Here is a 24,178-nt window from a genome sequence, read left to right on the forward strand (position 1 = left end):
GTCCGACTATGAGACCGCCGGTGCACTGCGTGCCCGGCGGTTTTCTTTTGTAACGGACGGGCGGTCCGGCCATCGAACGGCGCAAGATGAGGCCGGTCGAACGCCCATGAAGCTGCGCGTGGCGCAGGCAGGAGGAGCAGCACGATGTGGATCAAACGCCCTTTGCTGAACGTACTGACCGGTGGCGATATCGCGCCCGGCGAAATCACGCCGCGCGCGGTCTTCGAGAACCGGCGGCGCGTGTTGCAGGCGGCCGGCCTCGCGGCGGCGGGCGGGCTGCTCGGCGGCAGCGGCGCGGCATTTGCCGCCTATGCGTCGCCCGACGCGCGGGCGGCGAAGCTCGCGGCGAAAACGAACCCGAAGTTCGTCGCGGCCGACAAGGTGACGCCGTTCAAGGACATCACGTCCTACAACAACTTCTACGAATTCGGCACCGACAAGAGCGACCCCGCGCAGAATGCGGGCACGCTGCGGCCGCGCCCGTGGCGCGTGAGCGTCGAGGGCGAGGTGCTGCATCCGAAGGTGTTCGATCTCGACGAACTGCTGAAGCTCGCGCCGCTCGAGGAGCGCGTGTACCGGTTGCGCTGCGTCGAGGGATGGTCGATGGTGATCCCGTGGATCGGCGTGCCGCTGTCCGAGCTGATCAAGCGGGTGCAGCCGACCGGCAATGCGAAATACGTGCAGTTCATCACGCTGGCCGACCCGTCGCAGATGCCCGGCCTGTCGACACCCGTGCTCGACTGGCCGTACTCGGAAGGGCTGCGGATGGACGAAGCGATGAATCCGCTGACGCTGCTGACGATGGGCGTCTACGGACAGGTGCTGCCGAACCAGAACGGCGCGCCGGTGCGTATCGTCGTGCCGTGGAAGTACGGCTTCAAGAGCGCGAAGTCGCTCGTGAAGATTCGCTTCGTCGACAAGCAGCCGAAGACGAGCTGGAACACGTATGCGTCGAACGAGTACGGCTTTTATTCGAACGTGAACCCGAACGTCGATCATCCGCGCTGGAGCCAGGCGACCGAGCGGCGCATCGGCGAGGACGGCTTTTTCACGCCGAAGCGCAAGACGCTGATGTTCAACGGCTACGGCGACCTGGTCGCGTCGATGTATCAGGGCATGGACCTGAAGAAGAATTTCTGAGGGCGAAGGTGAGAAACGACATGCCTCCTTCGAGGCTGACGCCCGCGCGTGCAGCGGGCGCCGGCCCGGCTGCACGTGCCGTGCGGGCCGGTGCGACTCGCCCTGCCGCGCCGCGCTGGCTCCCACCGGCCAAGGTGCTGGTATTCGCGGCGGGCCTTTATCCGCTCACGCGTCTCGTGCTGTTCGGGCTGACCGACAGGCTCGGCGCGAATCCGATCGAGTTCATCACGCGCTCGACGGGCCTCTGGACGCTCGTGATGCTGTGCGTCACGCTCGCCGTCACGCCGCTTCGGCGCATGACGGGGTTCGCCACGCTGCTGCGCTTTCGCCGGATGATCGGGCTGTTCGCGTTCTTCTACGCGACGCTGCACTTCACGACTTACCTGTGGTTCGACAAGTGGTTCGACGTCGTCGCGATCCTGAAGGACGTCGGCAAGCGCCCGTTCATCACGGTCGGTTTCGCCGCGTTCGTGCTCCTGATTCCGCTCGCGGCAACGTCGCCGCGCGCGATGGTGCGTCGGCTCGGCCGCCACTGGGCGACGCTGCACAGCGCGATCTACGCGATCGCGCTGTTCGGTGTGCTGCACTTCTGGTGGATGAGGGCCGGCAAGCACGATCTCGCGCAGCCGAAGCTGTATGCGGCGATCGTCGTCGCGCTGCTCGGCTGGCGGCTGGTTGCATGGGGATGGCGGCGCGTGCGCGCGTGATGGCGCAGCCAAAAACAAAAGGCGATGACCGGGAAGTCATCGCCTCGTTTCGCGAGCCTGCGCAGGCGGCGCGTCGTTACTTCGCGACAGCCGGGCTCGATGCCGGTGCAGCCGTGGCAGATGCCCCGCTCGACAATTCGGGCGACAGCATGAGCGGCGTGCCGGACGAATCGGGCACACTGTCGGACGACGCGTTTTCATCGGTCGGCTTCACGTCCGACGGCGGTGTGTCCTGCTGCTGGAGTGGCTTGGGCAGCGGAGGCACGGTGGGCAGATAGAGCGCGCCGCTTTGACCGCAGCCGGCAAGAATCGCCAAAGCCGCTACAATCGCGCTCATCCGGAAAACGACTCGCATGATCGTCCCTGAACAATTGAACCGATAGAGTTTAGCATGTCCGATACCGAATACCTGACCCGTGCCGAGGCCGTGCTGGCGGCCGTCGAGCGTACCGTCGACGACGCCAACGACGGCGATCACGACATCGATCTGGAGCGCAACGGCAGCGTCCTGACGCTGACGTTCGAGAACGGCTCGAAGATCATCGTCAACCTGCAGCCGCCGATGAAGGAAGTGTGGATCGCTGCGAAGGCGGGCGGATTCCACTACCGTTTCATCGACGGCGCGTGGCGCGATACGCGCACGGGCACCGAGTTCTTCTCGGCGCTCACCGAATACGCGACGCAGCAGGCCGGCCTGCCGATCACGTTCAGCGCATGACGATCGGGGCCCGCCCCGACGCGTGACCCAACGAAAAAAGCGCCCCGCGGGGCGCTTTTTTCATGTCCGGGCCGACGGTCAGTGCGCCTGGAACAGGTTCATGATGTCCTGCTTTTCCTGCTCGTCGACGTGCGGCACGGTCGCATCGACGTTTTGCGCGGCCGGTGCCTGCGGCACGCCGACCGTCGACACGAAGCCGTGACCCGGTGCGAACTCGGTGAAGTACAGCTCGCCGCCGAGCGATTCGACGCCGTCCGGCATCGTCGGCTTGAACTCGGGCACGCCCTTCAGCGCGGCACCCATGTAGTCGATCCAGACGGGCAGCGACAGGCCGCCGCCCGTTTCGCGATCGCCGAGGCTGCGCGGATTGTCGTAGCCGATCCACGCGATCGCGGCGAGCGTGTGCTGGTAGCCGGCGAACCACGCGTCGTGCGAGTCGTTCGTCGTGCCGGTCTTGCCCGCGAGGTCGGTGCGCTTCAGCACGTTGGTCCGTGCACCCGTGCCGCGTTGCGCGACGCTCTGCAGCAGGCTGTTCATCACGTACGCGTTACGCGCGTCGATGGCGCGCGGCGCATTCTGTTCGGCGACGAGCGGCTGCGCGCGCACGACGATCGCGCCGCTCGGATCGGTGACTTCGGCGATCAGGTACGGATTGACGCGGTAGCCGCCGTTCGCGAATACCGAATACGCGCCCGCCATCTGCAGCGGCGTGACCTGGCCCGCGCCGAGTGCCATCGGCAGGTACGCCGGATGGCGTTCCGCGTCGAAGCCGAAGCGCGTGATGTACTGCTGCGCGTACTTCGTGCCGATGTGGTTCAGGATCCGGATCGACACGAGGTTGCGCGAACGTTGCAGCGCCGTGCGCATCGACATCGGGCCTTCGAAGCCGCCGCCGTAGTTCTTCGGCTCCCACGGCTGGCCGCCCGTTTCGGCCGCGCTGAAATACAGCGGACCGTCGTTGATCACCGTCGCCGGCCCGAGGCCCTTGTCGAGCGACGCCGAATAGATGAACGGCTTGAACGACGAACCCGGCTGCCGCCATGCCTGCGTGACGTGGTTGAACTTGTTCTTGTTGTAGTCGAAGCCGCCGACGAGCGAGCGGATCGCGCCGTCCTGCGGGACGATCGACAGGAACGCCCCCTCGACCTGCGGCAACTGCGTGATCGACCATTTGCCGGCGTCGTTCTTCACGACGCGGACGATCGCACCCGGGCGGATGCGGCGATTCGGCTGCGCATTGGCCGACAGCGCGCCCGACGCGAAGCGCAGGTTGTCGCCTTCGATCGTCGCGTTGCTGCCGTCGATGAACGCGACCGTGATCTGGCGCGGGTTTGCGGCCGTGACGACCGCTGCAATCAGTTCGCCGTTGTCGGGGTGTTCGAGCAGCGCATCGTCGATCGCCTGTTCGCGGTCGTCGGCGCCGGCCGGCAGCTCGATGAAGCCTTCCGGCCCCCGATAGCCGTGCCGGCGTTCGTAATCCATGATGCCCTTGCGCAGCGCGGTATAGGCGACCTGCTGATCCGCGGAGTCGATCGTCGTGACGACGTTGAAGCCGCGCGTGTAGGTTTCCTCGTGGTATTGCGCGTACATCATTTGTCGGACCATTTCCGCGACGTACTCGGCGTGCACGCTGAAATCGCGGCCCGGCCCCTTGACGACGAGCGGCTGTGCGACGGCCTCGTCGTACTGCTCGCGCGAGATGAAATTCAGCTCGAGCATCCGTTGCAGGATGTATTCCTGGCGCACCTTCGCGCGCTTCGGGTTCACGACCGGGTTGTACGCGGACGGCGCCTTCGGCAGCCCCGCGAGCATCGCCGCTTCGGCGAGCGTGATGTCCTTCAGGTCCTTGCCGAAGTAGACCCGCGCGGCGCTCGCGAAGCCGTATGCGCGCTGGCCGAGATAGATCTGATTCATGTAGACCTCGAGAATCTGATCCTTCGTCAGCGCACGTTCGATCCGGTACGCGAGCAGCATCTCGTAGATCTTGCGCGTGTAGGTCTTCTCGCTCGACAGGAAGAAGTTGCGCGCAACCTGCATCGTGATCGTGCTCGCCCCCTGCGACGCATGGCCGTTCGTCAGCGCGACGAAGCCGGCGCGCACGATGCCGGTGAGGTCGACACCGCCGTGATCGTAGAACCGCGCGTCCTCGATCGCGAGGATCGCCTTCTTCAGCGAATCGGGCACGTCCTTGAAATGGACGACGTCGCGGCGCTCTTCGCCGAATTCGCCGATCAGCACGTGATCGGACGTATAGATGCGCAGCGGCACCTTCGGGCGATAGTCGGTCAGCGCGTCGAGCGACGGCATGTTCGGCCACGCGACGACGAGCGCGTAGCCGAGCACGAGGCCGCCGGCCACGACGAGCGCCACGCACATCGTGGCGAATCCGAGCAGGACTTTTTGCCACCAGGGCCGCTTCTTCGGCTCCGGGGCGGGAGGCGGGGACGTAGGAGTCGTGGATTGCATAGGCATACCGGAAAACAGTCCCGCGATTATAGCTGCCCGGTAAGACCGGTCCTGACGCGGGGGCCGCCCGCCCTGAAGCCGCGGGCCGGCGCACTTCCAGCATAGCCCGCGCGCGGCCGTCGCGAGCGGATGCTGGCCGTTAGGCCGACTGTCGGCCCGACGCGCCGTTTTGCAGAATCAGTCTCGGAAACGCGGCGTGGGCCGCGACGAGCTCGGGAGGCTGGGATGGCGGGAAGATGGCGGGCGCGGTTTGCGCAGGGTGGGCACCGGTCGACGGGAATCGACGTCGGTGCGGACGAGGTGAGGGTGGTCGTGTTGAGCCGGCGTGGCCGGGGCGCCGAGGTGTGCGTCGAGGGGCTGGAGCGGGAGCCGGTCGGGTTGGCGGGCGGGCCGGAGGATGCGCGTTGGGCGGCGGTTGCGCGGGCGCTGGCCGCGGCCGTGTCGAGACTGTCGGCGGCCGACGTGCGGTGTAGCGCGCGCGGCGTGATGGCGTTGCACGATGACGAGATGCGCACCGCGATGCTGGACCTGGCCGGGCGGGACGACATCGAGGACGCCGCGCGGCAGGCGGCCGAACGCATTTCGGGGCTCGCGCCGGACAGTCTCGCGTTCGACTGGCGGCAGGACGGCGGAGCGGGGGAGATCGAGGTTGCCGTGGCCTCGCTGGCGCTGCTCGAACGGCGGGTCGATGTGGCCGCGCAGGCCGGTGTCGATCTGACGGTGGTCGACGGCGAGTCGGCCGCGGCGCTGCGTGCGTTGCGCTATGCGGCGCAATGCGAACTCGACGCGCAGGCGGGCCCCTGCGCGGCGCTCTGGTTCCATGACTCGGGCGTGCGAGGCTGGCGAATCGACGGTTCGTCGGCCGTACCGGTGCTGACGCTGTCCGGCGCGGCGCCGGGGGCGTTTTCCGATGCATTGCGCCGGCGCGCGCTCGGGGCCGTGTGCTGTGTCCTCGTGGCCGGGGACGAGCGCTGTATCGCCCGCTTCGATACGTCCGTCGCCGAGATCGGCGACGTGGTCGGCGCGGTTGCGGTGCCGTTCGACTGCACGGGCTGGAGCGCGCAATCGTGCCTGTCCACCGGCATGCCGGGCGGCCCGGCGTTGGCTGTTGCATTCGGGCTGGCATTGCGCGGAGTGTGGGAATGACGGCCCTCCGTGCGGAGCCGGGCGGCTTCAACCTGTTGCCGTACCGTGAGCGGCTGGCGCGGGCGTTGCGACGTCGTCGGGCCGCGCAGTGCGGTACGGCGATTCTGCTCGGCGTACTCGGCGCCGGCCTGTGGACGGGCGCCGCCAGCGGGGCGCGGTGGCGTGTGGATGCGGAGCGCGCAATCGTGGAGGCGCGGCTGCGGCAGTTGCAGCCACAGGTGGGTGCCGCGACGCGCGCCGCCAATGCGGCGGCCGTCGTCGCGCAGCGTGACGCGCAGGCGGCCGCGCGTGCCGCACCTTACCGGCACGTCGCGGGGCTGCTGGCGACGCTGGCGCAGGTGCACGCCGGCACGGTTCGGCTCGATGCGCTGCGCACGACGTCGGCGGGTGCCGTGCTCGATGTCCGCGCCGTGAGCTACCGGGCGGCCGCGCGATGGCTCGCGGGGATGGCGCGCGAGCAGCGTGGCTGGCGGATCGATATCGATGCGTTGAAGCCAGCCCCGGATGCACCGGTCGCCGCCGGCGGGATGCCGTTCCGGTTTTCGGTCCAGTTGCGCTGGCACGACGCGATGCCGTCCCGGAAAGCATCGGGAGGCGGCGCATGACGGCGCTCGCGCATCGGCCCGCACCGCATCGCGGCGGATGGCGGAGCGGCGTGCGGCGCGTGTCGCCGGCGACTGCGCATGTCGCAGGCTGCGTGCTCGCGTTCGCGGCCGTGCTGACGGGCGGCATTCATCTGGCGAATGCCGCGGACTGGAGCGGGCTCGCGCACAGCCGCGCGTTGCTGGCGGCGGCGCAGAAGCAAGAGGCCGACGCGCAGCGTGTTCTCGTGGCCGCTGCACGGCAACACGACGCGCATCCGGCGGCGGCCGACGGCGATCGCTCGTCGCGTGAGCCGGAATGGGCCGCTTTGATGCTGGAGCTGGCCGATCGCGCCGCGTCGAGCGGGCTGCGCGGCGTATCGATCGAACCGCTGCGCGCCGAGGGGGCAGTGCCGGAAGGGCAGCGCTCGGTGCGCATCGTCGCGGACGGCGGGTTTCGCGCGTTGCTGCAGATGGTCGGATGGCTGGCGCGTTTCCCGGTGCTGGCGGTGCCGACCACGCTGCGTGTCGAACGAGGAAGGGAGGCCGTGCGTGTGGAAATGGCGGTCGACGTGTTTCCGGGGTTACCGGCGACGACGTCCAAGGGCGGGGAGACGCCGGTTCTGGCCGACGCGCCCGGCGCCGATCCGTTCGGCGAGGCCGGCTCGCCTGAAACGGAGGGGGCGGCTGCCCGCCTCGCCGGCACGATTCGCGACAGGCGTGCCGGTCTCGCGTTGTTCGACGACGGTGACGGCGCATTCGCGGCCTTGGTGCCCGGCGAAGCCCTCGGGGCCGCGCGGGTGGTGCGAGTCGATCCCGTCGCCGTGACGCTCGCGACGGCGGATGGCGCGTACCGAGTCGCCCTGGACGACGGGAGGCGCCCATGATGAAGCAGGGATGTCGGGCGCTCGCCGTCTGGGCCGGATTGACGGCGGCCGGTGCAAGCGCCTCGTTGCCGCCGCTGCCGGCCGTCTGGCCTGCAGCATCGACGGAGATGCCGGTGCCGGGCCTGCCGTTGCCCCAACGCGCGGTGGACGGGGCGGAGGGCCCCGCATCCGCGGAGGCCGGCCCGCCGCCGTTCGACCAGGCGGCTCGCACGGCGCTTCAAGCGGAGGCCGCCGCCCCGGCGCCCGGGCTGGAGGGGCCGCCGATCCCGTTGGCGCCGCCGGCCCGGATGGGCGACGCCGCGGCGCGGCAACCGGGCGATGCGGACGACGCACGGCGGATTTCGCTGAATCTGCAGGGAGCGGGGCTTGCGGCCGCGTTCGACGCGTTCGCGCGGTTCACCGGGCTCAATATCGTCGTCGGCGAGCAGGTGCGCGGCACCGTCACGTTACGTCTGAACAATGTCCGCTGGCGCGACGCCTTCGACACGCTGCTCGACACGCACGGGCTCGCGATGTCGCGGCGGGGTAACGTGATATGGGTCACGCCGGCGGCCGAGCTGGCGGCGCGCGAACGCGAGCGCTTCGAAATGCACGCGCGGGCGGCGGATCTGGAGCCGCTTGCGAGCCGGACGTTCGCGCTGCGCTACCCACGCGCGCAGGACGTGCAACGGCTGCTGGCCGGCGCGACCGGCCAGCGCCTGCTGTCGAAGCGCGGCGCCGCGGCGGCGGATCCGCGGACGAACCTGCTGTTCGTCACCGATCTCGCGCCGCGCCTCGACCAGGTCGCGAGCCTGATCGAGGCGATCGACCGGCCGTCGCGGCAGGTCCGGATCGAGGCCCGCATCGTCGAGGGCGAGCAAGGCTTTTCGCGCAATCTGGGCGCACGTGTCGCGCTGAGGGCGCAGGCGCGGCCGCCGTCGGGCGAGAGTGCGAGCGAAAGCGCCTCGTTCACGACCGGCGCGCGCAACGCGCTCGACCTTGCTGGGCGGCCGCTCGGCGGCTTCGAAGCGGCGACCGCCGGTTTCACGCTGTTTGCGGCGCCGCTCAGCCGTGTGCTCGACGTCGAACTGAGCGCGCTCGAGGCACAGGGGCGGGGCCAGATCGTTTCGAGCCCGCGCGTGGTGACCGCCGATCGCGTCAAGGCGATCGTCGAACAGGGTTCGGAGCTGCCGTACCAGGCGAAGGTGGGCAATGGCGTGAGCGGCGTGCAGTTCCGCCGGGCGACGCTCAAGCTCGAGGTCGAGCCGCAGATCACGCCGGACGGGCGCGTCGTGCTCGACCTGGACGTGACGAAGGACAGCGTCGGCGAGCCGACGGCGGCCGGCCCCGCGATTCATACGAAGCACGTACAGACGCGCGTCGAGGTCGAGAACGGCGGGACGGTCGCGATCGGCGGGATCTATGAGCAACTGAACCGGAACGATGTGACGCGCGTGCCGCTCTTGGGCAAAATACCGTTTCTGGGCGCGCTTTTCCGGCACCGCGCGCAACGCGACCAGCGCAGCGAACTGGTCGTCTTCATCACGCCGACCGTCGTCGATGCGCGCTGCGATGCACGCGGCATGGGCAGCGCGGATGCCGAAAAAACGGGGCCGGAAGCCGCCGGCGCAGGCTCGACAAGGCAGCCGCTTTGCCAGTAAGCTGCGCCACACACCAGCAAGATTGAAGCAGAGGAAGCCGTTGCAAGCGCGGGACCCACATGCAAACGTATTTTTCGTCGGCCTTATGGGAGCGGGTAAGACCACCGTGGGCCGTGCGGTCGCGCGTCGTCTCGACAGGACGTTCTTCGACTCCGACCACGAAATCGAGGCCCGCACGGGCGCGCGCATTCCGGTGATCTTCGAGCTGGAGGGCGAGGCCGGGTTTCGCGATCGCGAAACGCAGGTCATCGCCGATCTCACGCAGCGCGAGAACATCGTGCTCGCGACGGGCGGCGGCGCGGTGCTGCGCCCGGAAAATCGCGACTGCCTGAAGAGCAACGGTATCGTCGTCTACCTGCGCGCGAACCCGCACGACCTGTGGCTGCGCACGCGCAAGGACAAGAACCGCCCGCTGCTGCAGACCGACGACCCGAAAGGGCGCCTCGAAGCGCTGTATGAAGTGCGCGACCCGCTGTACCGCGAATGCGCGGATTTCGTCATCGAGACCGGCCGTCCGTCGGTCAACGGTCTCGTCAACATGGTGTTGATGCAACTCGAACTGGCGGGCGTCATCGCCAAGCCGCTACAAGCATGATTACTGTCAACGTCGACCTGGGCGACCGCGCCTATCCGATTCACATTGGCGCCGGCCTGATCGGCCGCGCCGAGCTGTTCGCACCTCACATCAAGGGTTCTTCCGTCACGATCGTCACGAACACGACGGTCGATCCGCTCTACGGCGACGCGCTGCGCGCGGCGCTCGCGCCGCTCGGCAAGCGTGTGTCGACGGTCGTGCTGCCGGACGGCGAGGCGTACAAGAACTGGGAGACGCTGAACCTGATCTTCGACGGCCTGCTGACCGACCGCGCGGATCGCAAGACGACGCTCGTCGCGCTCGGCGGCGGCGTGATCGGCGACATGACGGGCTTTGCGGCCGCATGCTACATGCGCGGCGTGCCGTTCATCCAGGTGCCGACGACGCTGCTGTCGCAGGTCGATTCGTCGGTCGGTGGCAAGACGGGCATCAACCACCCGCTCGGCAAGAACATGATCGGCGCGTTCTACCAGCCGCAGGCAGTGATCGCGGACATCGGCGCGCTGACGACGTTGCCCGACCGTGAACTGGCGGCCGGCGTCGCCGAGATCATCAAGACCGGCGCGATCGCCGATGCGGCATTTTTCGACTGGATCGAGGCGAACGTCGACGCGCTGAACCGTCGCGACCCGGCTGCGCTCGCGCACGCGGTGAAGCGCTCGTGCGAGATCAAGGCGAGCGTGGTGGCGGCCGACGAACGCGAAGGCGGCCTGCGCGCGATCCTGAACTTCGGCCACACGTTCGGTCATGCGATCGAGGCCGGGCTCGGCTACGGCGAGTGGCTGCACGGCGAGGCGGTCGGCTGCGGGATGGTGATGGCAGGCGACCTGTCGGTGCGGCTCGGCCTGCTCGACGAAGCGTCGCGGCAGCGCCTCGATGCGGTGATCGCGGCTGCACACCTGCCGACCCGCGGGCCCGCGCTCGGCGACGCGCGCTACATGGACCTGATGCGCGTCGACAAGAAGGCGGAGGCCGGCGCGATCAAGTTCATCCTGCTTAAGCGATTCGGCGATACGTTGATCACGCAGGCGCCGGACGAAGCCGTATTCGCTACACTGGCGCAGACGACCCGCTAACGGGCGGCCCGGATGCCCCGGCGCCCCTGACATGGAGGAGACGTGAGCGAGACATCCAGCAGCACACTGCCCGAAGCCGGCCGCGTATCCGCTGCGCCGGTGGCCGAGCCGCCGACACTGGCGGCGCTGGAAGCCCATCTCGCTCCGTATGCCGCGCACGCGTCGCAGTCGCGCGGCCGCCGCCATCCGGAAACACCGCCGGCGGCGCGCACCGAATTCCAGCGCGACCGCGACCGCATCGTCCATTCGACCGCGTTTCGCCGGCTCGAATACAAGACGCAAGTCTTCGTCAATCATGAAGGCGACCTGTTCCGCACGCGTCTCACGCACAGCCTCGAAGTCGCGCAGATCGCCCGCTCGGTCGCGCGCAACCTGCGCCTGAACGAGGATCTCGTCGAGGCGATCTCGCTCGCGCACGATCTCGGCCATACGCCGTTCGGCCATGCCGGGCAGGACGCGCTGAACGCCTGCATGCGCGAGCATGGCGGCTTCGAGCACAACCTGCAGAGCCTGGCGGTCGTCGACGAGCTCGAGGAGCACTACGGCGCGTTCAACGGGCTGAACCTGTGCTTCGAGACACGCGAGGGCATTCTGAAGCACTGCTCGCGCGAGAATGCGCGCAAGCTCGGCGCGCTCGGCGAGCGCTTCCTGCAGGGCCGCCAGCCGTCGCTCGAAGCGCAGCTTGCCAACATCGCGGACGAGATCGCGTACAACAACCACGACGTCGACGACGGCCTGCGTTCCGGCCTGATCACGATCGAGCAGCTCGCGGAAGTCGAGCTGTGGCAGCGCCACTACGAGGCGGCGCTCGCCGAGTTCCCGCACCTCGAAGGCCGCCGTCTCGTGCACGAGACGGTGCGCCGCATCATCAACACGCTGATCGTCGACCTGATCGACGAAACGACGCGCAATCTCGCGCGCGTCGCGCCGGCATCGCTCGACGACGTGCGCGCGGCGCCGCCGCTCGTGTCGCACAGCGAATCCGTTGCTGCCCAGGCGGCCGCCCTCAAGCGTTTCCTCTTCAAGAACCTCTATCGCCACTACAAGGTGATGCGCATGGCGAGCAAGGCGCAGCGCGTCGTCACCGGGCTGTTCGATGCGTTCATCGACGATCCGCGGCTGCTGCCGCCGCCGTACCAGTCCGACGACGCCGCGCAGCAGCCGCGCCTCGTCGCGCACTACATCGCCGGCATGACCGACCGCTTCGCGCTGAAGGAGTATCAGCGCCTGTTCGTCATCAACGACAACTGACTGTCACAAACGATCACTAGACTTCGCCGGTTCAATGGCGATGGGAATGTTGCACACGCTGTTGGTAACGTTTTCATAGGAGAGAGGTCGATGAAGAAGAAGCCTGCGGGGACACTGGTTCGTTCGATCGCGCTCGGCGGCGCGCTGATGTTCGGGGTGCAGCACGTGGCGCTCGCCGCGACGGAAATCCAGTTCTGGCATGCGATGGAGGCCGCGCTCGGCGAGCGGGTCAACGCGATCGCCGACCAGTTCAACGCGTCGCAGAGCGACTACAAGATCGTGCCGGTCTTCAAGGGCACCTACGACCAGGCGCTCGCGGCCGGCATCGCGGCCTACCGCAGCGGCAATGCGCCGGCGATCCTCCAGGTCTATGAAGTCGGCACGGCCACGATGATGCAGGCGAAGAAGGCCGTCGTGCCCGTCTACGACGTGTTCAGGCAGGCCGGCGTGCCGCTCGACGAAAAGGCGTTCGTGCCGACCATCGCGAGCTACTACAGCGACGCGAAGACGGGCCATCTCGTGTCGATGCCGTTCAACAGCTCGACGCCGGTGCTGTACTACAACAAGGACGCGTTCAAGAAGGCCGGGCTCGATCCGAACCAGCCGCCGAAGACGTGGGCCGACGTGAAGGACGATGCCGAGAAACTGCGCAAGTCGGGGATGGCGTGCGGCTTCACGACCGGCTGGCAGGGCTGGATCCAGCTCGAAAACTACAGCGCGTGGCATGCACTGCCGTTCGCGAGCCGCAACAACGGCTTCGACGGTACGGACGCCGTGCTCGAATTCAACAAGCCGCAGCAGATCGCGCACGTGTCGTTCCTGCAGCAGATGGCGAAGGACGGCACGTTCACGTACGCGGGCCGCAAGGACGAAGCATCGGCGAAGTTCTACAGCGGCGACTGCGGGATCATGACGACCTCGTCGGGCGCGCTCGCGAACCTGCAGAAGTTCGCGAAGTTCAGCTTCGGCACGGGCATGATGCCATACGACGCGAACGTGAAGGGCGCGCCGCAGAACGCGATCATCGGCGGCGCGAGCCTGTGGGTGCTGGCGGGCAAGGATCCGGCGACCTACAAGGGCGTCGCGAAATTCCTCGCGTTTCTCGCATCGCCGGCCGTCGCCGCGAAGTGGCACCAGGACACGGGTTACCTGCCGGTCACCAAGGCGGCATACGACCTGACGCGCGAACAGGGCTTCTACGCGAAGAACCCGAGCGCCGAAACCGCGATCAAGCAGATGCTGAACAAGCCGCCGCTGCCGTACACGAAGGGGCTGCGCCTGGGCAACATGCCGCAGATCCGCACGGTCGTCGACGAGGAGTTCGAACAGGTCTGGGCGCAGAAGAAATCGCCGAAGGACGCACTCGATTCGGCGGCCTCGCGCGGCAACGAGCTGCTGCGCCGCTTCGAGAAGTCGGGCAGCTGAGCGCGCATCGCGTTCGTGCCGCCGGCCGCGCCGCGCAAGCGCGCGGGCCGGCCGGCGGCGCGGTTTCCTTTCCGTTTCGCCTGACCGGATATCCGCGATGCAATCCCGTTCCCGTTTCGGCACGAGCCTGCTGCCGTACCTGCTGATCGCGCCGCAACTCGCGATCACCGCCGTGTTCTTCCTGTGGCCGGCCGGCGTCGCGCTGTGGCAGTCGACGCAGATGCAGGACGCGTTCGGCACGTCGAGTGAATTCGTCGGCTTCGCGAATTTCACGCACCTGTTCGCCGATCCGTTGTATCTCGATTCGTTCCGCACGACGCTCGTGTTCAGCACGCTCGTCACGGTGAGCGGGCTCGTCGTGTCGCTGCTGCTCGCCGCGTGCGCCGACCGCGTGACCCGTGGCGCGCGCACATATCGCACGCTGTTGATCTGGCCGTACGCGGTCGCGCCGACGATCGCCGCCGTGCTGTGGGCGTTCCTGTTCAATCCGAGCATCGGCCTGATCACCTATGCGCTCGCGAAGGGCGGCATCGTGTGGAATCACGCGCTGAACGGCGGGCAGGCGATGTTCCTCGTCGTGCTCGCGTCGGTATGGAAGCAGGTGAGCTACAACTTCCTGTTCTTCTACGCGGGCCTGCAGGCGATTCCGCGTTCGCTGATCGAGGCGGCGGCGATCGACGGCGCGGGGCCGGTGCGACGTTTCTTCAACCTCGTGCTGCCGCTGCTGTCGCCCACCAGTTTCTTCCTGCTGGTCGTCAACCTCGTCTATTCGTTCTTCGACACGTTCCCGGTGATCGACGCGGCTACCGGCGGCGGCCCCGCGCAGAGCACGAAGACGCTGATCTACAAGATCTATGCGGAAGGCTTCCAGGGGCTCGACATCGGCAGCTCCGGCGCGCAGTCGGTGGTGCTGATGATCATCGTCGTCGGGCTCACGGTGATCCAGTTCCGTTTCGTCGAACGCAGGGTGCAATACGCATGATCGAAAATCGCAAGGGTTTCGACCTGTTCTGCCACGCGGTGCTGATCGCGGGCGTCGTGCTGATCGTGTTCCCCGTCTACGTCGCGTTCTGTGCGGCGACGATGAGCGCGCAGGAAGTGCTCACGGTGCCGCTGTCGCTCGTGCCGAGCACGCACCTGTTCGAGAACATCGCGTATATCTGGGGCCACGGCAGCGGCGCCGCGACGGCGCCGTTCGGCCGCCTGCTCGTCAACAGCTTCGCGATGGCGCTCGGCATCTCGGTCGGCAAGATCGCGGTGTCGATCCTGTCCGCTTACGCGATCGTCTATTTCCGCTTCCCGTTCCGCAACACGGCGTTCTGGCTGATCTTCGTCACGCTGATGCTGCCGGTGGAAGTGCGGATCTTCCCGACCGTGCAGGTCGTGTCGACGCTGCACCTGACGAACACCTACGCCGGGCTGACGCTGCCGCTGATTGCGTCGGCCACCGCGACGTTCCTGTTCCGGCAGTTCTTCATGACGCTGCCCGACGAACTGATGGACGCCGCGCGCATCGACGGCGCGGGGCCGATGCGCTTCTTCTGGGACGTCGTGCTGCCGCTGTCGAAGACGAGCATCGCGGCGCTGTTCGTGATCACGTTCATCTACGGCTGGAGCCAGTACCTGTGGCCGATCCTGATCACGACGGAGGCATCGCTGTCGACGGCGGTGGTGGGCATCAAGATGATGATCGCGAGCGGCGACGCCGCGACCGAATGGCAATACGTGATGGCGGCGACGCTGCTGGCGATGATTCCGCCGCTCGTCGTCGTGCTGGCGATGCAGCGCTGGTTCGTGCGCGGCCTCGTCGATTCCGAGAAATGAACCACGGACGGTAACCGGGAGAAGGACCAGGTATGGCTGCGCTGAGCTTGAAGGGCGTCAGGAAATCCTACGACGGCAAGCAGCACGTGCTGCATGGCATCGACGTGGAGATCGCCGACGGCGAATTCATCGTGCTGGTCGGCCCGTCGGGCTGCGGCAAGTCGACGTTGCTGCGGATGATCGCGGGGCTCGAGACGGTGACGGACGGCGAGATCGCGATCGGCGAGCGCGTCGTCAACACGCTGGAGCCGAAGGATCGCGACATCGCGATGGTGTTCCAGAACTATGCGCTGTATCCGCACATGACGGTCGCGCAAAACATGGGCTACGGGCTGAAGATCCGCGGGATCGAGCGCGCGACGATCGACTCGCGGGTGGCAGCGGCCGCGAAGATCCTCGAACTCGAGCCGCTGCTCGCGCGGCGCCCGCGCGAGCTGTCGGGCGGCCAGCGGCAGCGCGTCGCGATGGGGCGCGCGATCGTGCGCGAGCCGTCGGTGTTCCTGTTCGACGAGCCGTTGTCGAACCTCGACGCGAAATTGCGCGTGCAGATGCGGCTCGAGATCCAGCGGCTGCATGCGCGGCTCGCGACGACGAGCGTCTACGTGACGCACGACCAGATCGAGGCGATGACGCTCGCGCAGCGCGTGATCGTGATGAACCGCGGCTACGCGGAGCAGATCGGCGCGCCGGTCGACGTGTACGAGAAGCCGGCAACGGTGTTCGTCGCGGGCTTCATCGGCTCGCCCGCGATGAACCTGATGCACGGCCGGCTGTCGGACGACGGCGCGACGTTCACGGTCGCGGGCGGCGGCCCCGCGCTGCCGGTCGCCGGTTCGCCCGGCATCGGCGCGGAGATCGCCACCGGGCGCGACTGGGTGCTCGGCGTGCGTCCGGAGCACATGACACCGCAGCCGGGCGTCGCGCAGGCGACGCTGCCGGTCGACTCGTGTGAGCTGCTCGGCGCCGACAACCTCGCGCACGGCCGCTGGGGCAACCATGACGTCGCGGTGCGCCTGCCGCACGCGGACCGCCCCGCGCGCGGCACGGCGCTGGCGGCCGCACTGCCCGCGCACCGGCTGCATTTCTTCGATCCGGAGACCGGCAAGCGTGCCGGCTGAACCTGCTGCACCTGCCGGGAGACCGACGATGACAACCCGTACCGACTGGCCTTATCCGCGCGTCGTCGCCCATCGAGGCGGCGGCACGCTCGCGCCGGAGAACACGCTCGCCGCGCTCGACGAGGGCGCGCGCCGTGGCCACCGGATGGTCGAATTCGACGCGAAGCTGTCGGCCGACGACGTGACGTTCCTGCTGCACGACGACACGGTCGACCGGACGTCGAACGGTCACGGGCCGGCGGCGGGCATGCGATATGAGGCGCTGGCCGCGCTCGATGCGGGCGCGTGGCGCGACGCGCGCTTCGCGGGCGAGCGGATGCCGACGCTCGAGGCGGCGGCGGCGCGCTGCATCGCGCACGGGCTGGCCGCCAACGTCGAGATCAAGCCGTGCCCGGGGCGCGAGCGCGAGACCGGGCAGCGCGTGGCGGCCGACGCGGCCGCGTACTGGCGCGATGCCGCGGTGGCGCCGCTCTTGTCGTCGTTCTCGTTCGATGCATTGCAACAGGCGCGCGCGACGGCGCCGGCGCTGCCGCGCGGGATGCTTTACGAGGCCGTGCAGGATGACTGGCATGCGCAGGTTGTCGGCGCGCTCGGCTGCGTTTCGTTGCATGCAGACCACAAACAGCTGGACGAACCGCTCGTGCGCGCGATCAAGGCGGCCGGCCTGCGCATCCTGGTTTACACGGTGAACGACCTCGAACGCGCTCGCGAACTTGCGCGCTGGGGTGTCGACGCGGTCTGCACGGACCGGATCGACCTGATTGCCCCCGATGCGCTGGACGACATCGTGTAGCGGAATGCGCCGCGCGATGGCGCGTACGGGAAGACCCTGAGACAAAAAAACGACGCCCCGGCGGGATTTCCGCCGGGGCGTTTTACATCGTGGAGACGTTACGTCAGGAAAAATCCGCTACAAATTGCAGCAGGATTAACCATTCCCCAAATATTCGACTACGCTTAGAAGCGGTAGCCGACGTTCAGGTACGTGACGATCGGGTTCAGCGAGATGTGAGCCTTCGACGTTTCGGTCAGCGTGCCGACCTGGGTCCGCTTGGCCGTCGTGAAGGTCGCGGTCACGCTCACCGGGATGTACGACATCGAGAAGCCGGCGAACCAGTGTTTCGTGAAGTTGTACGTGAAGCCGGCGTTGAAGACAGGCGCCCACTGGTTGCTGGTCTGCGCGCTGGTCGGGCCGCCGAGCACGCCGTTCTCGAACGCGCTGTTCGTGATCTTTGCGCCGGTGAACCAGATATACGAAGCGCCGATGCCGACATACGGACGGAACTTCGCGTTGGCGTCGTTGAAGTAGTACTTCAGGAGGAGCGCGGGGCTCCACTGGTACGCACGGCCCAGCGTACCGAAACGCGAGAACTGGCCCTTGCCGGTGATGTCGAACTTCGGCGGGATGCCGGCGATGAACTCGGTAGCGATGTGGTCGGTCACGAAGTAACCGGTTGCCAGTGCGAGCGTGTCGGCGTCGCTGATGCCGGCGCCGGTGTTGGGAACCGACTGGTTGATCGGCGTGCCGCCTACGCCGTACAGGAACAGCGGGTCGCTGCTGTCCTGCGGCGCAAGGTGCAGCCAGCCGGTGCTGACGTAGAAATCACCTGCGGATTGTGCATGTGCCGTACCGCCCGCAAACGTAAATGCGAGCGCTGCAGCCCCCGTAATGGCCAGTTTTCGTTTCATTGTGTCTCCTCCGATCTAAGGCGTGCTCATTATGACGACTGCGTTTAAAACCAAACAAGCTCGTAAGTTAGAGTTTTCACCCTAGGATTAGTACGACCGTACGCATCCGCGCACCGACAGGACGGGCATTCTGTGCAAGTGCGCACTTCCGGACCCTCGGGTATTTCCTAACGCGTTCAAACGGACATTCAGCATGGCACGGTTAGCACGACTCTACGTTCCCGACCAGCCGCAGCACGTGATACTGCGCGGCCTGGATCAGCAACCCGCGTTCGTCGACGACCAGGACTACGAACTCTTCATCGATTGCCTGAAGGCCGCCGCGCGCGATCATCACCTGTCGGTGCACGCCTACGTGCTGCTGCCGCGCCAGGTGCAACTGCTCGTCACGCCGAGCGACGAGGCGAGCCTGCCGAAAGCGATGCAGGCTGTCGGCCGCCGCTACGTCGCGCATTTCAACCGGCGCTATTCGCGGCGCGGCACCCTGTGGGAAGGCCGCTATCGCGCGACCGTGATCGAAGGCGAGCGCTATTTCCTGCTCGCGAGCCGCGTCGTCGAGATGAGCCCGGTGCGCGCGCAGCTGGTCGCGACGCCGGAGGCCTATCGCTGGTCGAGCTACCGGCATCACGTCGGGCTCACCGTCGACAGCCTGATCACCGACCATCCGCTCTACTGGGCGCTCGGCAATACGCCGTTCGACCGCCAGCGCGCGTACAAGGAGCTGTGCGAGCAGCCGCTCGACGAGCGGCAGGCCGACCAGTTGCAGCAGGCGACGCTGAAAGGCTGGGTGCTCGGCGGCGAGAACTATCGCGAGTGGGCGGCGCGCACGGCAAACCGTCGCGTATCGCCGCTGCCGCGCGGACGCCCCAGAAAGGTGCGCGAGAACACGCCGCCGATCCAGCAGTAACGCGGGAAAGGCGGGCCAGAAGCGGCGCTGCGGGCGCCGCTTCTTTTTGCACCAAAACGATACGTCCCCAATAAAATGGCACCAGATCGAAGCATCCGTTTAATTGGGGTTCGATCAAGCGGTTTTTGTTGCTATTCCCTTGATTCGTCGCGTATATTCCGAATTCCGGTGGCCCGGGCGAAGCATGCCCACCCACTGTCGGCCGCGCCGTCTCCCGTCGGGAGCGGGATCGACGGCAACAAGAAAATGGTTCAACGGCCTCCAGGCCCCCTTTACGACGGTGTCCCCATGAACGACCACCAGCAGCCGCTCGCCGCGGTGCCCGCCGCACAAGGTCTGTATGACCCGCAAAACGAACACGACGCCTGCGGCGTCGGCTTCGTCGCTCACATCAAGGGCAAGAAGAGCCACGAGATCATTCAGCAGGGTCTGAAGATCCTCGAGAACCTCGATCACCGTGGCGCGGTCGGTGCCGATCCGCTGATGGGCGACGGCGCGGGCATCCTGATCCAGATTCCGGACGCGTTCTATCGCGAGGAAATGGCGAAGCAGGGCGTGAACCTGCCGCCGGCCGGCGAATATGGGGTCGGCATGATCTTCCTGCCGAAGGAAAACGCATCGCGTCTCGCGTGCGAGCAGGAGCTGGAGCGCACGGTGAAGGCCGAAGGCCAGGTCGTGCTCGGCTGGCGCGACGTGCCAGTCGACCATGCGATGCCGATTTCGCCGACCGTGAAGGCGAGCGAGCCGCTGATCCGCCAGATCTTCATCGGCCGCGGCAAGGACATCATGGTGACGGACGCGCTCGAGCGGAAGCTGTACGTGATCCGCAAGACGGCCAGCCACCGCATCCAGGCGCTGAAGCTCAAGCACGGCAAGGAATACTTCGTGCCGTCGATGTCGGCGCGCACGATCGTCTACAAGGGGCTGCTGCTCGCGGGCCAGGTCGGCGTGTACTACCGCGACCTGCAGGACACGCGCGTCGTGTCGGCGCTCGCGCTCGTGCACCAGCGCTTCTCGACCAACACGTTCCCGGCATGGGAACTGGCTCACCCGTACCGGATGATCGCGCACAACGGCGAGATCAACACCGTGAAAGGCAACGTGAACTGGCTGAACGCGCGTACCGGCGCGATCGCATCGCACGTGCTCGCCGACGATCTGCCGAAGCTGTGGCCGCTGATCTACCCGGGCCAGTCCGATACGGCGTCGTTCGACAACTGTCTCGAACTGCTGGTGATGGCCGGCTACCCGCTCGTGCACGCGGTGATGATGATGATCCCGGAAGCGTGGGAACAGCACACGCTGATGGACGAGAACCGCCGCGCGTTCTACGAATACCACGCCGCGATGATGGAGCCGTGGGACGGCCCGGCCGCGATCGCGTTCACCGACGGCCGCCAGATCGGCGCGACGCTCGACCGTAACGGCCTGCGTCCGGCGCGCTACATCGTCACCGATGACGACCTCGTCATCATGGCGTCGGAAGCCGGCACGCTGCCGATCCCCGAATCGAAGATCGTCAAGAAGTGGCGCCTGCAGCCGGGCAAGATGTTCCTGATCGACATGGAACACGGCCGCATCATCGACGACAAGGAGTTGAAGGACAACCTCGCGAACGCGAAGCCGTACAAGAGCTGGATCGACGCGGTGCGCATCAAGCTCGACGAGATCGAGCCGAAGGCCGAGGAAGTCGCGGCCGGCCGTACGCAGGGCGCCGCGCTGCTCGACCGCCAGCAGGCGTTCGGCTATACGCAGGAAGACCTGAAGTTCCTGATGGCGCCGATGGCGCAGCAGGGCGAAGAGGCCGTCGGTTCGATGGGCAACGACTCGCCGCTCGCGGTGATGTCGAACAAGAACAAGACGCTCTATCACTACTTCAAGCAGCTGTTCGCGCAGGTCACGAACCCGCCGATCGACCCGATCCGCGAGAACATGGTCATGTCGCTCGTGTCGTTCATCGGCCCGAAGCCGAACCTGCTCGACACGAACAACATCAACCCGCCGATGCGTCTCGAAGTGTCGCAGCCGGTGCTCGACTTCAAGGACATCGCGAAGATCCGCGCGATCGACCAGTACACGGGCGGCAAGTTCAGCGCATACGAGCTGAACATCTGCTATCCGGTCGCGTGGGGCAAGGAAGGCATCGAGGCGCGCCTGGCGTCGCTGTGCGCGGAAGCCGTCGACGCGGTGAAGTCGGGCTACAACATGCTGATCGTGTCCGATCGCAAGACGGACGCCGAGCATGTCGCGATCCCGGCGCTGCTCGCCACGTCGGCGATCCACACGCACCTCGTCCAGCAGGGGCTGCGCACGAGCACGGGCCTCGTCGTCGAGACGGGCTCCGCACGTGAGACGCACCACTTCGCGCTGCTCGCGGGCTACGGCGCGGAAGCCGTGCACCCGTACCTCGCGATGGAAACGCTCGCGAAGATGGCCGAAGGCCTGCCGGGCGACCTGTCGCCGGAGAAGGCCGTCTACAACTTCACGAAGGCGGTCGGCAAGGGCCTGCAGAAGGTGATGTCGAAGATGGGCATCTCGACGTACATGTCGTACACGGGCGCGCAGATCTTCGAAGCGCTCGGCCTGTCGAGCGACCTCGTCGAGAAGTACTTCAAGGGCACGGCGTCGAAGGTCGGCGGCATCGGCCTGTTCGAAGTCGCGGAAGAAGCGATTCGCCTGCACCGCGACGCATTCGGCGACAACCCGGTCCTGCGCGACATGCTCGACGCGGGCGGCGAGTATGCATACCGCGTGCGCGGCGAAGACCACATGTGGACGCCGGACTCGATCGCGAAGCTCCAGCACGCGACGCGCAGCAACTCGTACCAGACGTACAAGGAATACGCGCACCTGATCAACGACCAGACCAAGCGTCACATGACGTTCCGCGGTTTGTTCGAGTTCAAGGTCGAGCCGACCAAGGCGATCCCGATCGACGACGTCGAGCCGGCGAAGGACATCGTCAAGCGCTTTGCGACGGGCGCGATGTCGCTCGGTTCGATCAGCACCGAAGCGCACGCGACGCTCGCGATCGCGATGAACCGGATCGGCGGCAAGTCGAACACCGGCGAGGGCGGCGAGGACGAGAAGCGTTACCGCAACGAGCTGCGCGGCATTCCGATCAAGTCGGGCGAGACGCTGAAGTCGGTGATCGGCGACGAGATTGTCAGCGACATTCCGCTGAAGGACGGCGATTCGCTGCGCTCGAAGATCAAGCAGGTCGCGTCGGGCCGCTTCGGCGTCACCGCCGAGTACCTGGCATCGGCCGACCAGATCCAGATCAAGATGGCGCAGGGCGCGAAGCCGGGCGAAGGCGGCCAGCTGCCGGGCCACAAGGTGTCCGAGTACATCGGCAAGCTGCGTTACTCGGTGCCGGGTGTCGGCCTGATCTCGCCGCCGCCGCACCACGACATCTACTCGATCGAGGATCTGGCGCAGCTGATCCACGACCTGAAGAACGTGAACCCGAGCTCGAGCATCTCGGTGAAGCTCGTGTCGGAAGTGGGCGTGGGCACGGTCGCGGCCGGTGTCGCGAAGGCGAAGGCCGATCACGTCGTGATCGCCGGCCATGACGGCGGCACGGGTGCGTCGCCGCTGTCGTCGGTCAAGCACGCGGGCACGCCGTGGGAACTCGGCCTCGCCGAAACGCAGCAGACGCTGGTGCTGAACCGCCTGCGCGGCCGGATCCGCGTGCAGGCCGACGGCCAGATGAAGACGGGCCGCGACGTCGTGATCGGCGCGCTGCTCGGTGCGGACGAATTCGGCTTCGCGACGGCACCGCTCGTCGTCGAAGGCTGCATCATGATGCGCAAGTGTCACCTGAACACGTGCCCGGTCGGCGTCGCGACGCAGGATCCGGTGCTGCGTGCGAAGTTCAAGGGCCAGCCCGAGCACGTCGTGAACTACTTCTTCTTCGTCGCCGAGGAAGTGCGCGAGATCATGGCGCAGCTCGGCGTCGCGAAGTTCGACGACCTGATCGGCCGCGCCGACCTGCTCGACACGCGCAAGGGCATCGAGCACTGGAAGGCGAAGGGCCTCGACTTCTCGCGCGTGTTTTACCAGCCGGAAGAGTGCGAGGACGTCGCGCCGCGTCACGTCGACGTGCAGGATCACGGCCTCGAGCGCGCACTCGACCACGTGCTGATCGAGAAAGCGAAGGCGGCGATCGAGAACGGCGAGCACGTGTCGTTCATCCAGCCGGTGCGCAACGTGAACCGCACGGTCGGCGCGATGCTGTCGGGCGTGATCGCGAAGAAGCACGGCCACGAAGGCCTGGCCGACGACGCGGTGCACATCCAGCTGAAGGGCACGGCCGGCCAGAGCTTCGGCGCGTTCCTCGCGAAGGGCGTGACGCTCGACCTCGTCGGCGACGGCAACGACTACGTCGGCAAGGGCCTGTCGGGCGGCCGGATCATCATCCGTCCGACCAACGACTTCCGCGGCAAGTCCGAGGAAAACATCATCTGCGGCAACACGGTGATGTACGGCGCGATCGAAGGCGAAGCCTTCTTCCGCGGCGTCGCGGGCGAGCGCTTCTGCGTGCGCAACTCGGGCGCGACGGCGGTCGTCGAAGGCACGGGCGACCACGGCTGCGAATACATGACGGGCGGTACGGTCGTCGTGCTCGGCGAGACGGGGCGCAACTTCGCGGCCGGCATGTCGGGCGGTCTCGCGTACATCTACGATCCGGAAGGCACGTTCGCGGCGAAGTGCAACAAGTCGATGGTCGCGCTCGAGCCGGTGCTGCAGCAGGCCGAGCAGGAGCGCACGGTCGACCGCGCACTCTGGCACGAAGGCACGACGGACGAAGCGCTGCTCAAGGGGCTCGTCGAGCGTCATTTCCAGTTCACGGGTTCGCCGCGCGCGAAGTCGCTGCTGGAAAACTGGGACGCGGCGCGCCGCCAGTTCGTGAAGGTGTTCCCGCACGAATACAAGCGCGCACTGGGCGAGATCGGTGCGAAGAAGGCGGCGAAGGAAGAACTGGCCGCCTGAGCGACGAACGACATAG

The 24,178-nt window shown here is 67.1% G+C and carries 20 protein-coding genes; 17 read left to right on the plus strand and 3 right to left on the minus strand.

Annotated features, from left to right (window positions below):
- Positions 1–144: 144 nt before the first annotated feature.
- A complete protein-coding gene (gene msrP, locus VK92_RS30140; protein WP_027788573.1) occupies positions 145–1,140 on the plus strand; it encodes a protein-methionine-sulfoxide reductase catalytic subunit MsrP in 996 nt (331 codons plus the stop codon).
- Between the two features lie 20 nt (positions 1,141–1,160).
- Positions 1,161–1,847, plus strand: a complete 687-nt coding sequence (gene msrQ, locus VK92_RS30145; RefSeq protein WP_048025738.1) for a protein-methionine-sulfoxide reductase heme-binding subunit MsrQ — start codon at positions 1,161–1,163, stop codon at positions 1,845–1,847.
- Positions 1,848–1,923: 76 nt separating this feature from the next.
- Here the strand turns inward: msrQ and lptM are convergent, their stop codons facing one another.
- Positions 1,924–2,202: an LPS translocon maturation chaperone LptM gene (gene lptM / locus VK92_RS40880; RefSeq protein WP_021161743.1), complete on the minus strand. Its 279-nt coding sequence runs from the start codon at positions 2,200–2,202 to the stop codon at positions 1,924–1,926.
- A 36-nt stretch (positions 2,203–2,238) separates the two neighbouring features.
- Here lptM and cyaY point away from each other — a divergent pair, with 36 nt between their 5' ends.
- Complete coding sequence (gene cyaY, locus VK92_RS30155) at positions 2,239–2,565, plus strand: iron donor protein CyaY (protein ID WP_021161744.1); 327 nt, start codon at positions 2,239–2,241, stop codon at positions 2,563–2,565.
- A gap of 78 nt (positions 2,566–2,643) precedes the next feature.
- On the opposite strand, the gene VK92_RS30160 is transcribed toward cyaY, so the two are convergent.
- Positions 2,644–5,031, minus strand: a complete 2,388-nt coding sequence (locus VK92_RS30160; protein WP_042978180.1) for a penicillin-binding protein 1A — start codon at positions 5,029–5,031, stop codon at positions 2,644–2,646.
- Between the two features lie 225 nt (positions 5,032–5,256).
- Here VK92_RS30160 and VK92_RS30165 point away from each other — a divergent pair, with 225 nt between their 5' ends.
- The 12 genes from VK92_RS30165 to ugpQ all read left to right on the plus strand — a co-directional run bounded on the left by VK92_RS30165 (position 5,257) and on the right by ugpQ (position 17,367).
- Complete coding sequence (locus VK92_RS30165; protein ID WP_048025741.1) at positions 5,257–6,177, plus strand: hypothetical protein; 921 nt, start codon at positions 5,257–5,259, stop codon at positions 6,175–6,177.
- Positions 6,174–6,782 (plus strand): hypothetical protein, encoded by a 609-nt coding sequence (locus VK92_RS30170; protein WP_048025742.1) that lies wholly within the window; start codon positions 6,174–6,176, stop codon positions 6,780–6,782. Before VK92_RS30165 ends, VK92_RS30170 begins: the two co-directional genes overlap by 4 nt.
- Positions 6,779–7,645, plus strand: a complete 867-nt coding sequence (locus tag VK92_RS30175; RefSeq protein WP_048025743.1) for a hypothetical protein — start codon at positions 6,779–6,781, stop codon at positions 7,643–7,645. The genes VK92_RS30170 and VK92_RS30175 overlap by 4 nt, the downstream gene beginning before the upstream one ends.
- The gene (pilQ, locus tag VK92_RS30180; protein WP_048025744.1) at positions 7,642–9,285 is read left to right on the plus strand and encodes a type IV pilus secretin PilQ; all 1,644 of its coding nucleotides are present in this window, start codon (positions 7,642–7,644) and stop codon (positions 9,283–9,285) included. Before VK92_RS30175 ends, pilQ begins: the two co-directional genes overlap by 4 nt.
- A 40-nt stretch (positions 9,286–9,325) precedes the next feature.
- Positions 9,326–9,880, plus strand: a complete 555-nt coding sequence (gene aroK, locus VK92_RS30185; protein ID WP_034189844.1) for a shikimate kinase AroK — start codon at positions 9,326–9,328, stop codon at positions 9,878–9,880.
- A complete protein-coding gene (gene aroB, locus VK92_RS30190) occupies positions 9,877–10,956 on the plus strand; it encodes a 3-dehydroquinate synthase (protein WP_027788565.1) in 1,080 nt (359 codons plus the stop codon). The genes aroK and aroB overlap by 4 nt, the downstream gene beginning before the upstream one ends.
- Positions 10,957–10,998: 42 nt before the next feature.
- A complete protein-coding gene (locus tag VK92_RS30195) occupies positions 10,999–12,207 on the plus strand; it encodes a deoxyguanosinetriphosphate triphosphohydrolase (protein ID WP_021162708.1) in 1,209 nt (402 codons plus the stop codon).
- Positions 12,208–12,297: 90 nt separating this feature from the next.
- Positions 12,298–13,632, plus strand: a complete 1,335-nt coding sequence (gene ugpB / locus VK92_RS30200) for a sn-glycerol-3-phosphate ABC transporter substrate-binding protein UgpB (RefSeq protein WP_048025746.1) — start codon at positions 12,298–12,300, stop codon at positions 13,630–13,632.
- Positions 13,633–13,729: 97 nt separating this feature from the next.
- Positions 13,730–14,614: a sn-glycerol-3-phosphate ABC transporter permease UgpA gene (gene ugpA, locus VK92_RS30205; protein WP_027788563.1), complete on the plus strand. Its 885-nt coding sequence runs from the start codon at positions 13,730–13,732 to the stop codon at positions 14,612–14,614.
- Complete coding sequence (gene ugpE, locus VK92_RS30210; RefSeq protein ID WP_027788562.1) at positions 14,611–15,456, plus strand: sn-glycerol-3-phosphate ABC transporter permease UgpE; 846 nt, start codon at positions 14,611–14,613, stop codon at positions 15,454–15,456. The genes ugpA and ugpE overlap by 4 nt, the downstream gene beginning before the upstream one ends.
- A gap of 32 nt (positions 15,457–15,488) precedes the next feature.
- The gene (locus VK92_RS30215) at positions 15,489–16,574 is read left to right on the plus strand and encodes a sn-glycerol-3-phosphate import ATP-binding protein UgpC (protein ID WP_042977269.1); all 1,086 of its coding nucleotides are present in this window, start codon (positions 15,489–15,491) and stop codon (positions 16,572–16,574) included.
- A 28-nt stretch (positions 16,575–16,602) separates the two neighbouring features.
- Complete coding sequence (ugpQ, locus tag VK92_RS30220) at positions 16,603–17,367, plus strand: glycerophosphodiester phosphodiesterase (RefSeq protein WP_048025748.1); 765 nt, start codon at positions 16,603–16,605, stop codon at positions 17,365–17,367.
- A 164-nt stretch (positions 17,368–17,531) separates the two neighbouring features.
- Here ugpQ and VK92_RS30225 read toward each other — a convergent pair whose 3' ends face one another.
- The gene (locus VK92_RS30225) at positions 17,532–18,263 is read right to left on the minus strand and encodes an OmpW/AlkL family protein (protein ID WP_021162706.1); all 732 of its coding nucleotides are present in this window, start codon (positions 18,261–18,263) and stop codon (positions 17,532–17,534) included.
- 193 nt (positions 18,264–18,456) lie between these two features.
- Between VK92_RS30225 and VK92_RS30230 the strand changes: the two genes are divergently transcribed.
- The gene (locus VK92_RS30230) at positions 18,457–19,170 is read left to right on the plus strand and encodes a transposase (protein ID WP_006477151.1); all 714 of its coding nucleotides are present in this window, start codon (positions 18,457–18,459) and stop codon (positions 19,168–19,170) included.
- A 288-nt stretch (positions 19,171–19,458) separates the two neighbouring features.
- A complete protein-coding gene (locus tag VK92_RS30235; RefSeq protein ID WP_048025750.1) occupies positions 19,459–24,162 on the plus strand; it encodes a glutamate synthase-related protein in 4,704 nt (1,567 codons plus the stop codon).
- The last annotated feature ends 16 nt before the right edge of the window (positions 24,163–24,178 follow it).

The sequence above is a fragment of the Burkholderia sp. LK4 genome (assembly GCF_001043615.1).
Lineage (GTDB): Bacteria > Pseudomonadota > Gammaproteobacteria > Burkholderiales > Burkholderiaceae > Burkholderia > Burkholderia cepacia.

Excerpts from the sequence above, each read along its gene's own strand:
- msrP (WP_027788573.1), top strand. The coding sequence starts at position 145 with ATGTGGATCAAACGCCCTTTGCTGAACGTACTGACCGGTGGCGATATC.
- msrQ (WP_048025738.1), top strand. The coding sequence starts at position 1,161 with ATGCCTCCTTCGAGGCTGACGCCCGCGCGTGCAGCGGGCGCCGGCCCG.
- lptM (WP_021161743.1), bottom strand. The coding sequence starts at position 2,202 with ATGCGAGTCGTTTTCCGGATGAGCGCGATTGTAGCGGCTTTGGCGATT.
- cyaY (WP_021161744.1), top strand. The coding sequence starts at position 2,239 with ATGTCCGATACCGAATACCTGACCCGTGCCGAGGCCGTGCTGGCGGCC.
- VK92_RS30160 (WP_042978180.1), bottom strand. The coding sequence starts at position 5,031 with ATGCAATCCACGACTCCTACGTCCCCGCCTCCCGCCCCGGAGCCGAAG.
- VK92_RS30165 (WP_048025741.1), top strand. The coding sequence starts at position 5,257 with ATGGCGGGAAGATGGCGGGCGCGGTTTGCGCAGGGTGGGCACCGGTCG.
- VK92_RS30170 (WP_048025742.1), top strand. The coding sequence starts at position 6,174 with ATGACGGCCCTCCGTGCGGAGCCGGGCGGCTTCAACCTGTTGCCGTAC.
- VK92_RS30175 (WP_048025743.1), top strand. The coding sequence starts at position 6,779 with ATGACGGCGCTCGCGCATCGGCCCGCACCGCATCGCGGCGGATGGCGG.
- pilQ (WP_048025744.1), top strand. The coding sequence starts at position 7,642 with ATGATGAAGCAGGGATGTCGGGCGCTCGCCGTCTGGGCCGGATTGACG.
- aroB (WP_027788565.1), top strand. The coding sequence starts at position 9,877 with ATGATTACTGTCAACGTCGACCTGGGCGACCGCGCCTATCCGATTCAC.
- ugpB (WP_048025746.1), top strand. The coding sequence starts at position 12,298 with ATGAAGAAGAAGCCTGCGGGGACACTGGTTCGTTCGATCGCGCTCGGC.
- ugpA (WP_027788563.1), top strand. The coding sequence starts at position 13,730 with ATGCAATCCCGTTCCCGTTTCGGCACGAGCCTGCTGCCGTACCTGCTG.
- ugpE (WP_027788562.1), top strand. The coding sequence starts at position 14,611 with ATGATCGAAAATCGCAAGGGTTTCGACCTGTTCTGCCACGCGGTGCTG.
- VK92_RS30215 (WP_042977269.1), top strand. The coding sequence starts at position 15,489 with ATGGCTGCGCTGAGCTTGAAGGGCGTCAGGAAATCCTACGACGGCAAG.
- ugpQ (WP_048025748.1), top strand. The coding sequence starts at position 16,603 with ATGACAACCCGTACCGACTGGCCTTATCCGCGCGTCGTCGCCCATCGA.
- VK92_RS30225 (WP_021162706.1), bottom strand. The coding sequence starts at position 18,263 with ATGAAACGAAAACTGGCCATTACGGGGGCTGCAGCGCTCGCATTTACG.
- VK92_RS30230 (WP_006477151.1), top strand. The coding sequence starts at position 18,457 with ATGGCACGGTTAGCACGACTCTACGTTCCCGACCAGCCGCAGCACGTG.
- VK92_RS30235 (WP_048025750.1), top strand. The coding sequence starts at position 19,459 with ATGAACGACCACCAGCAGCCGCTCGCCGCGGTGCCCGCCGCACAAGGT.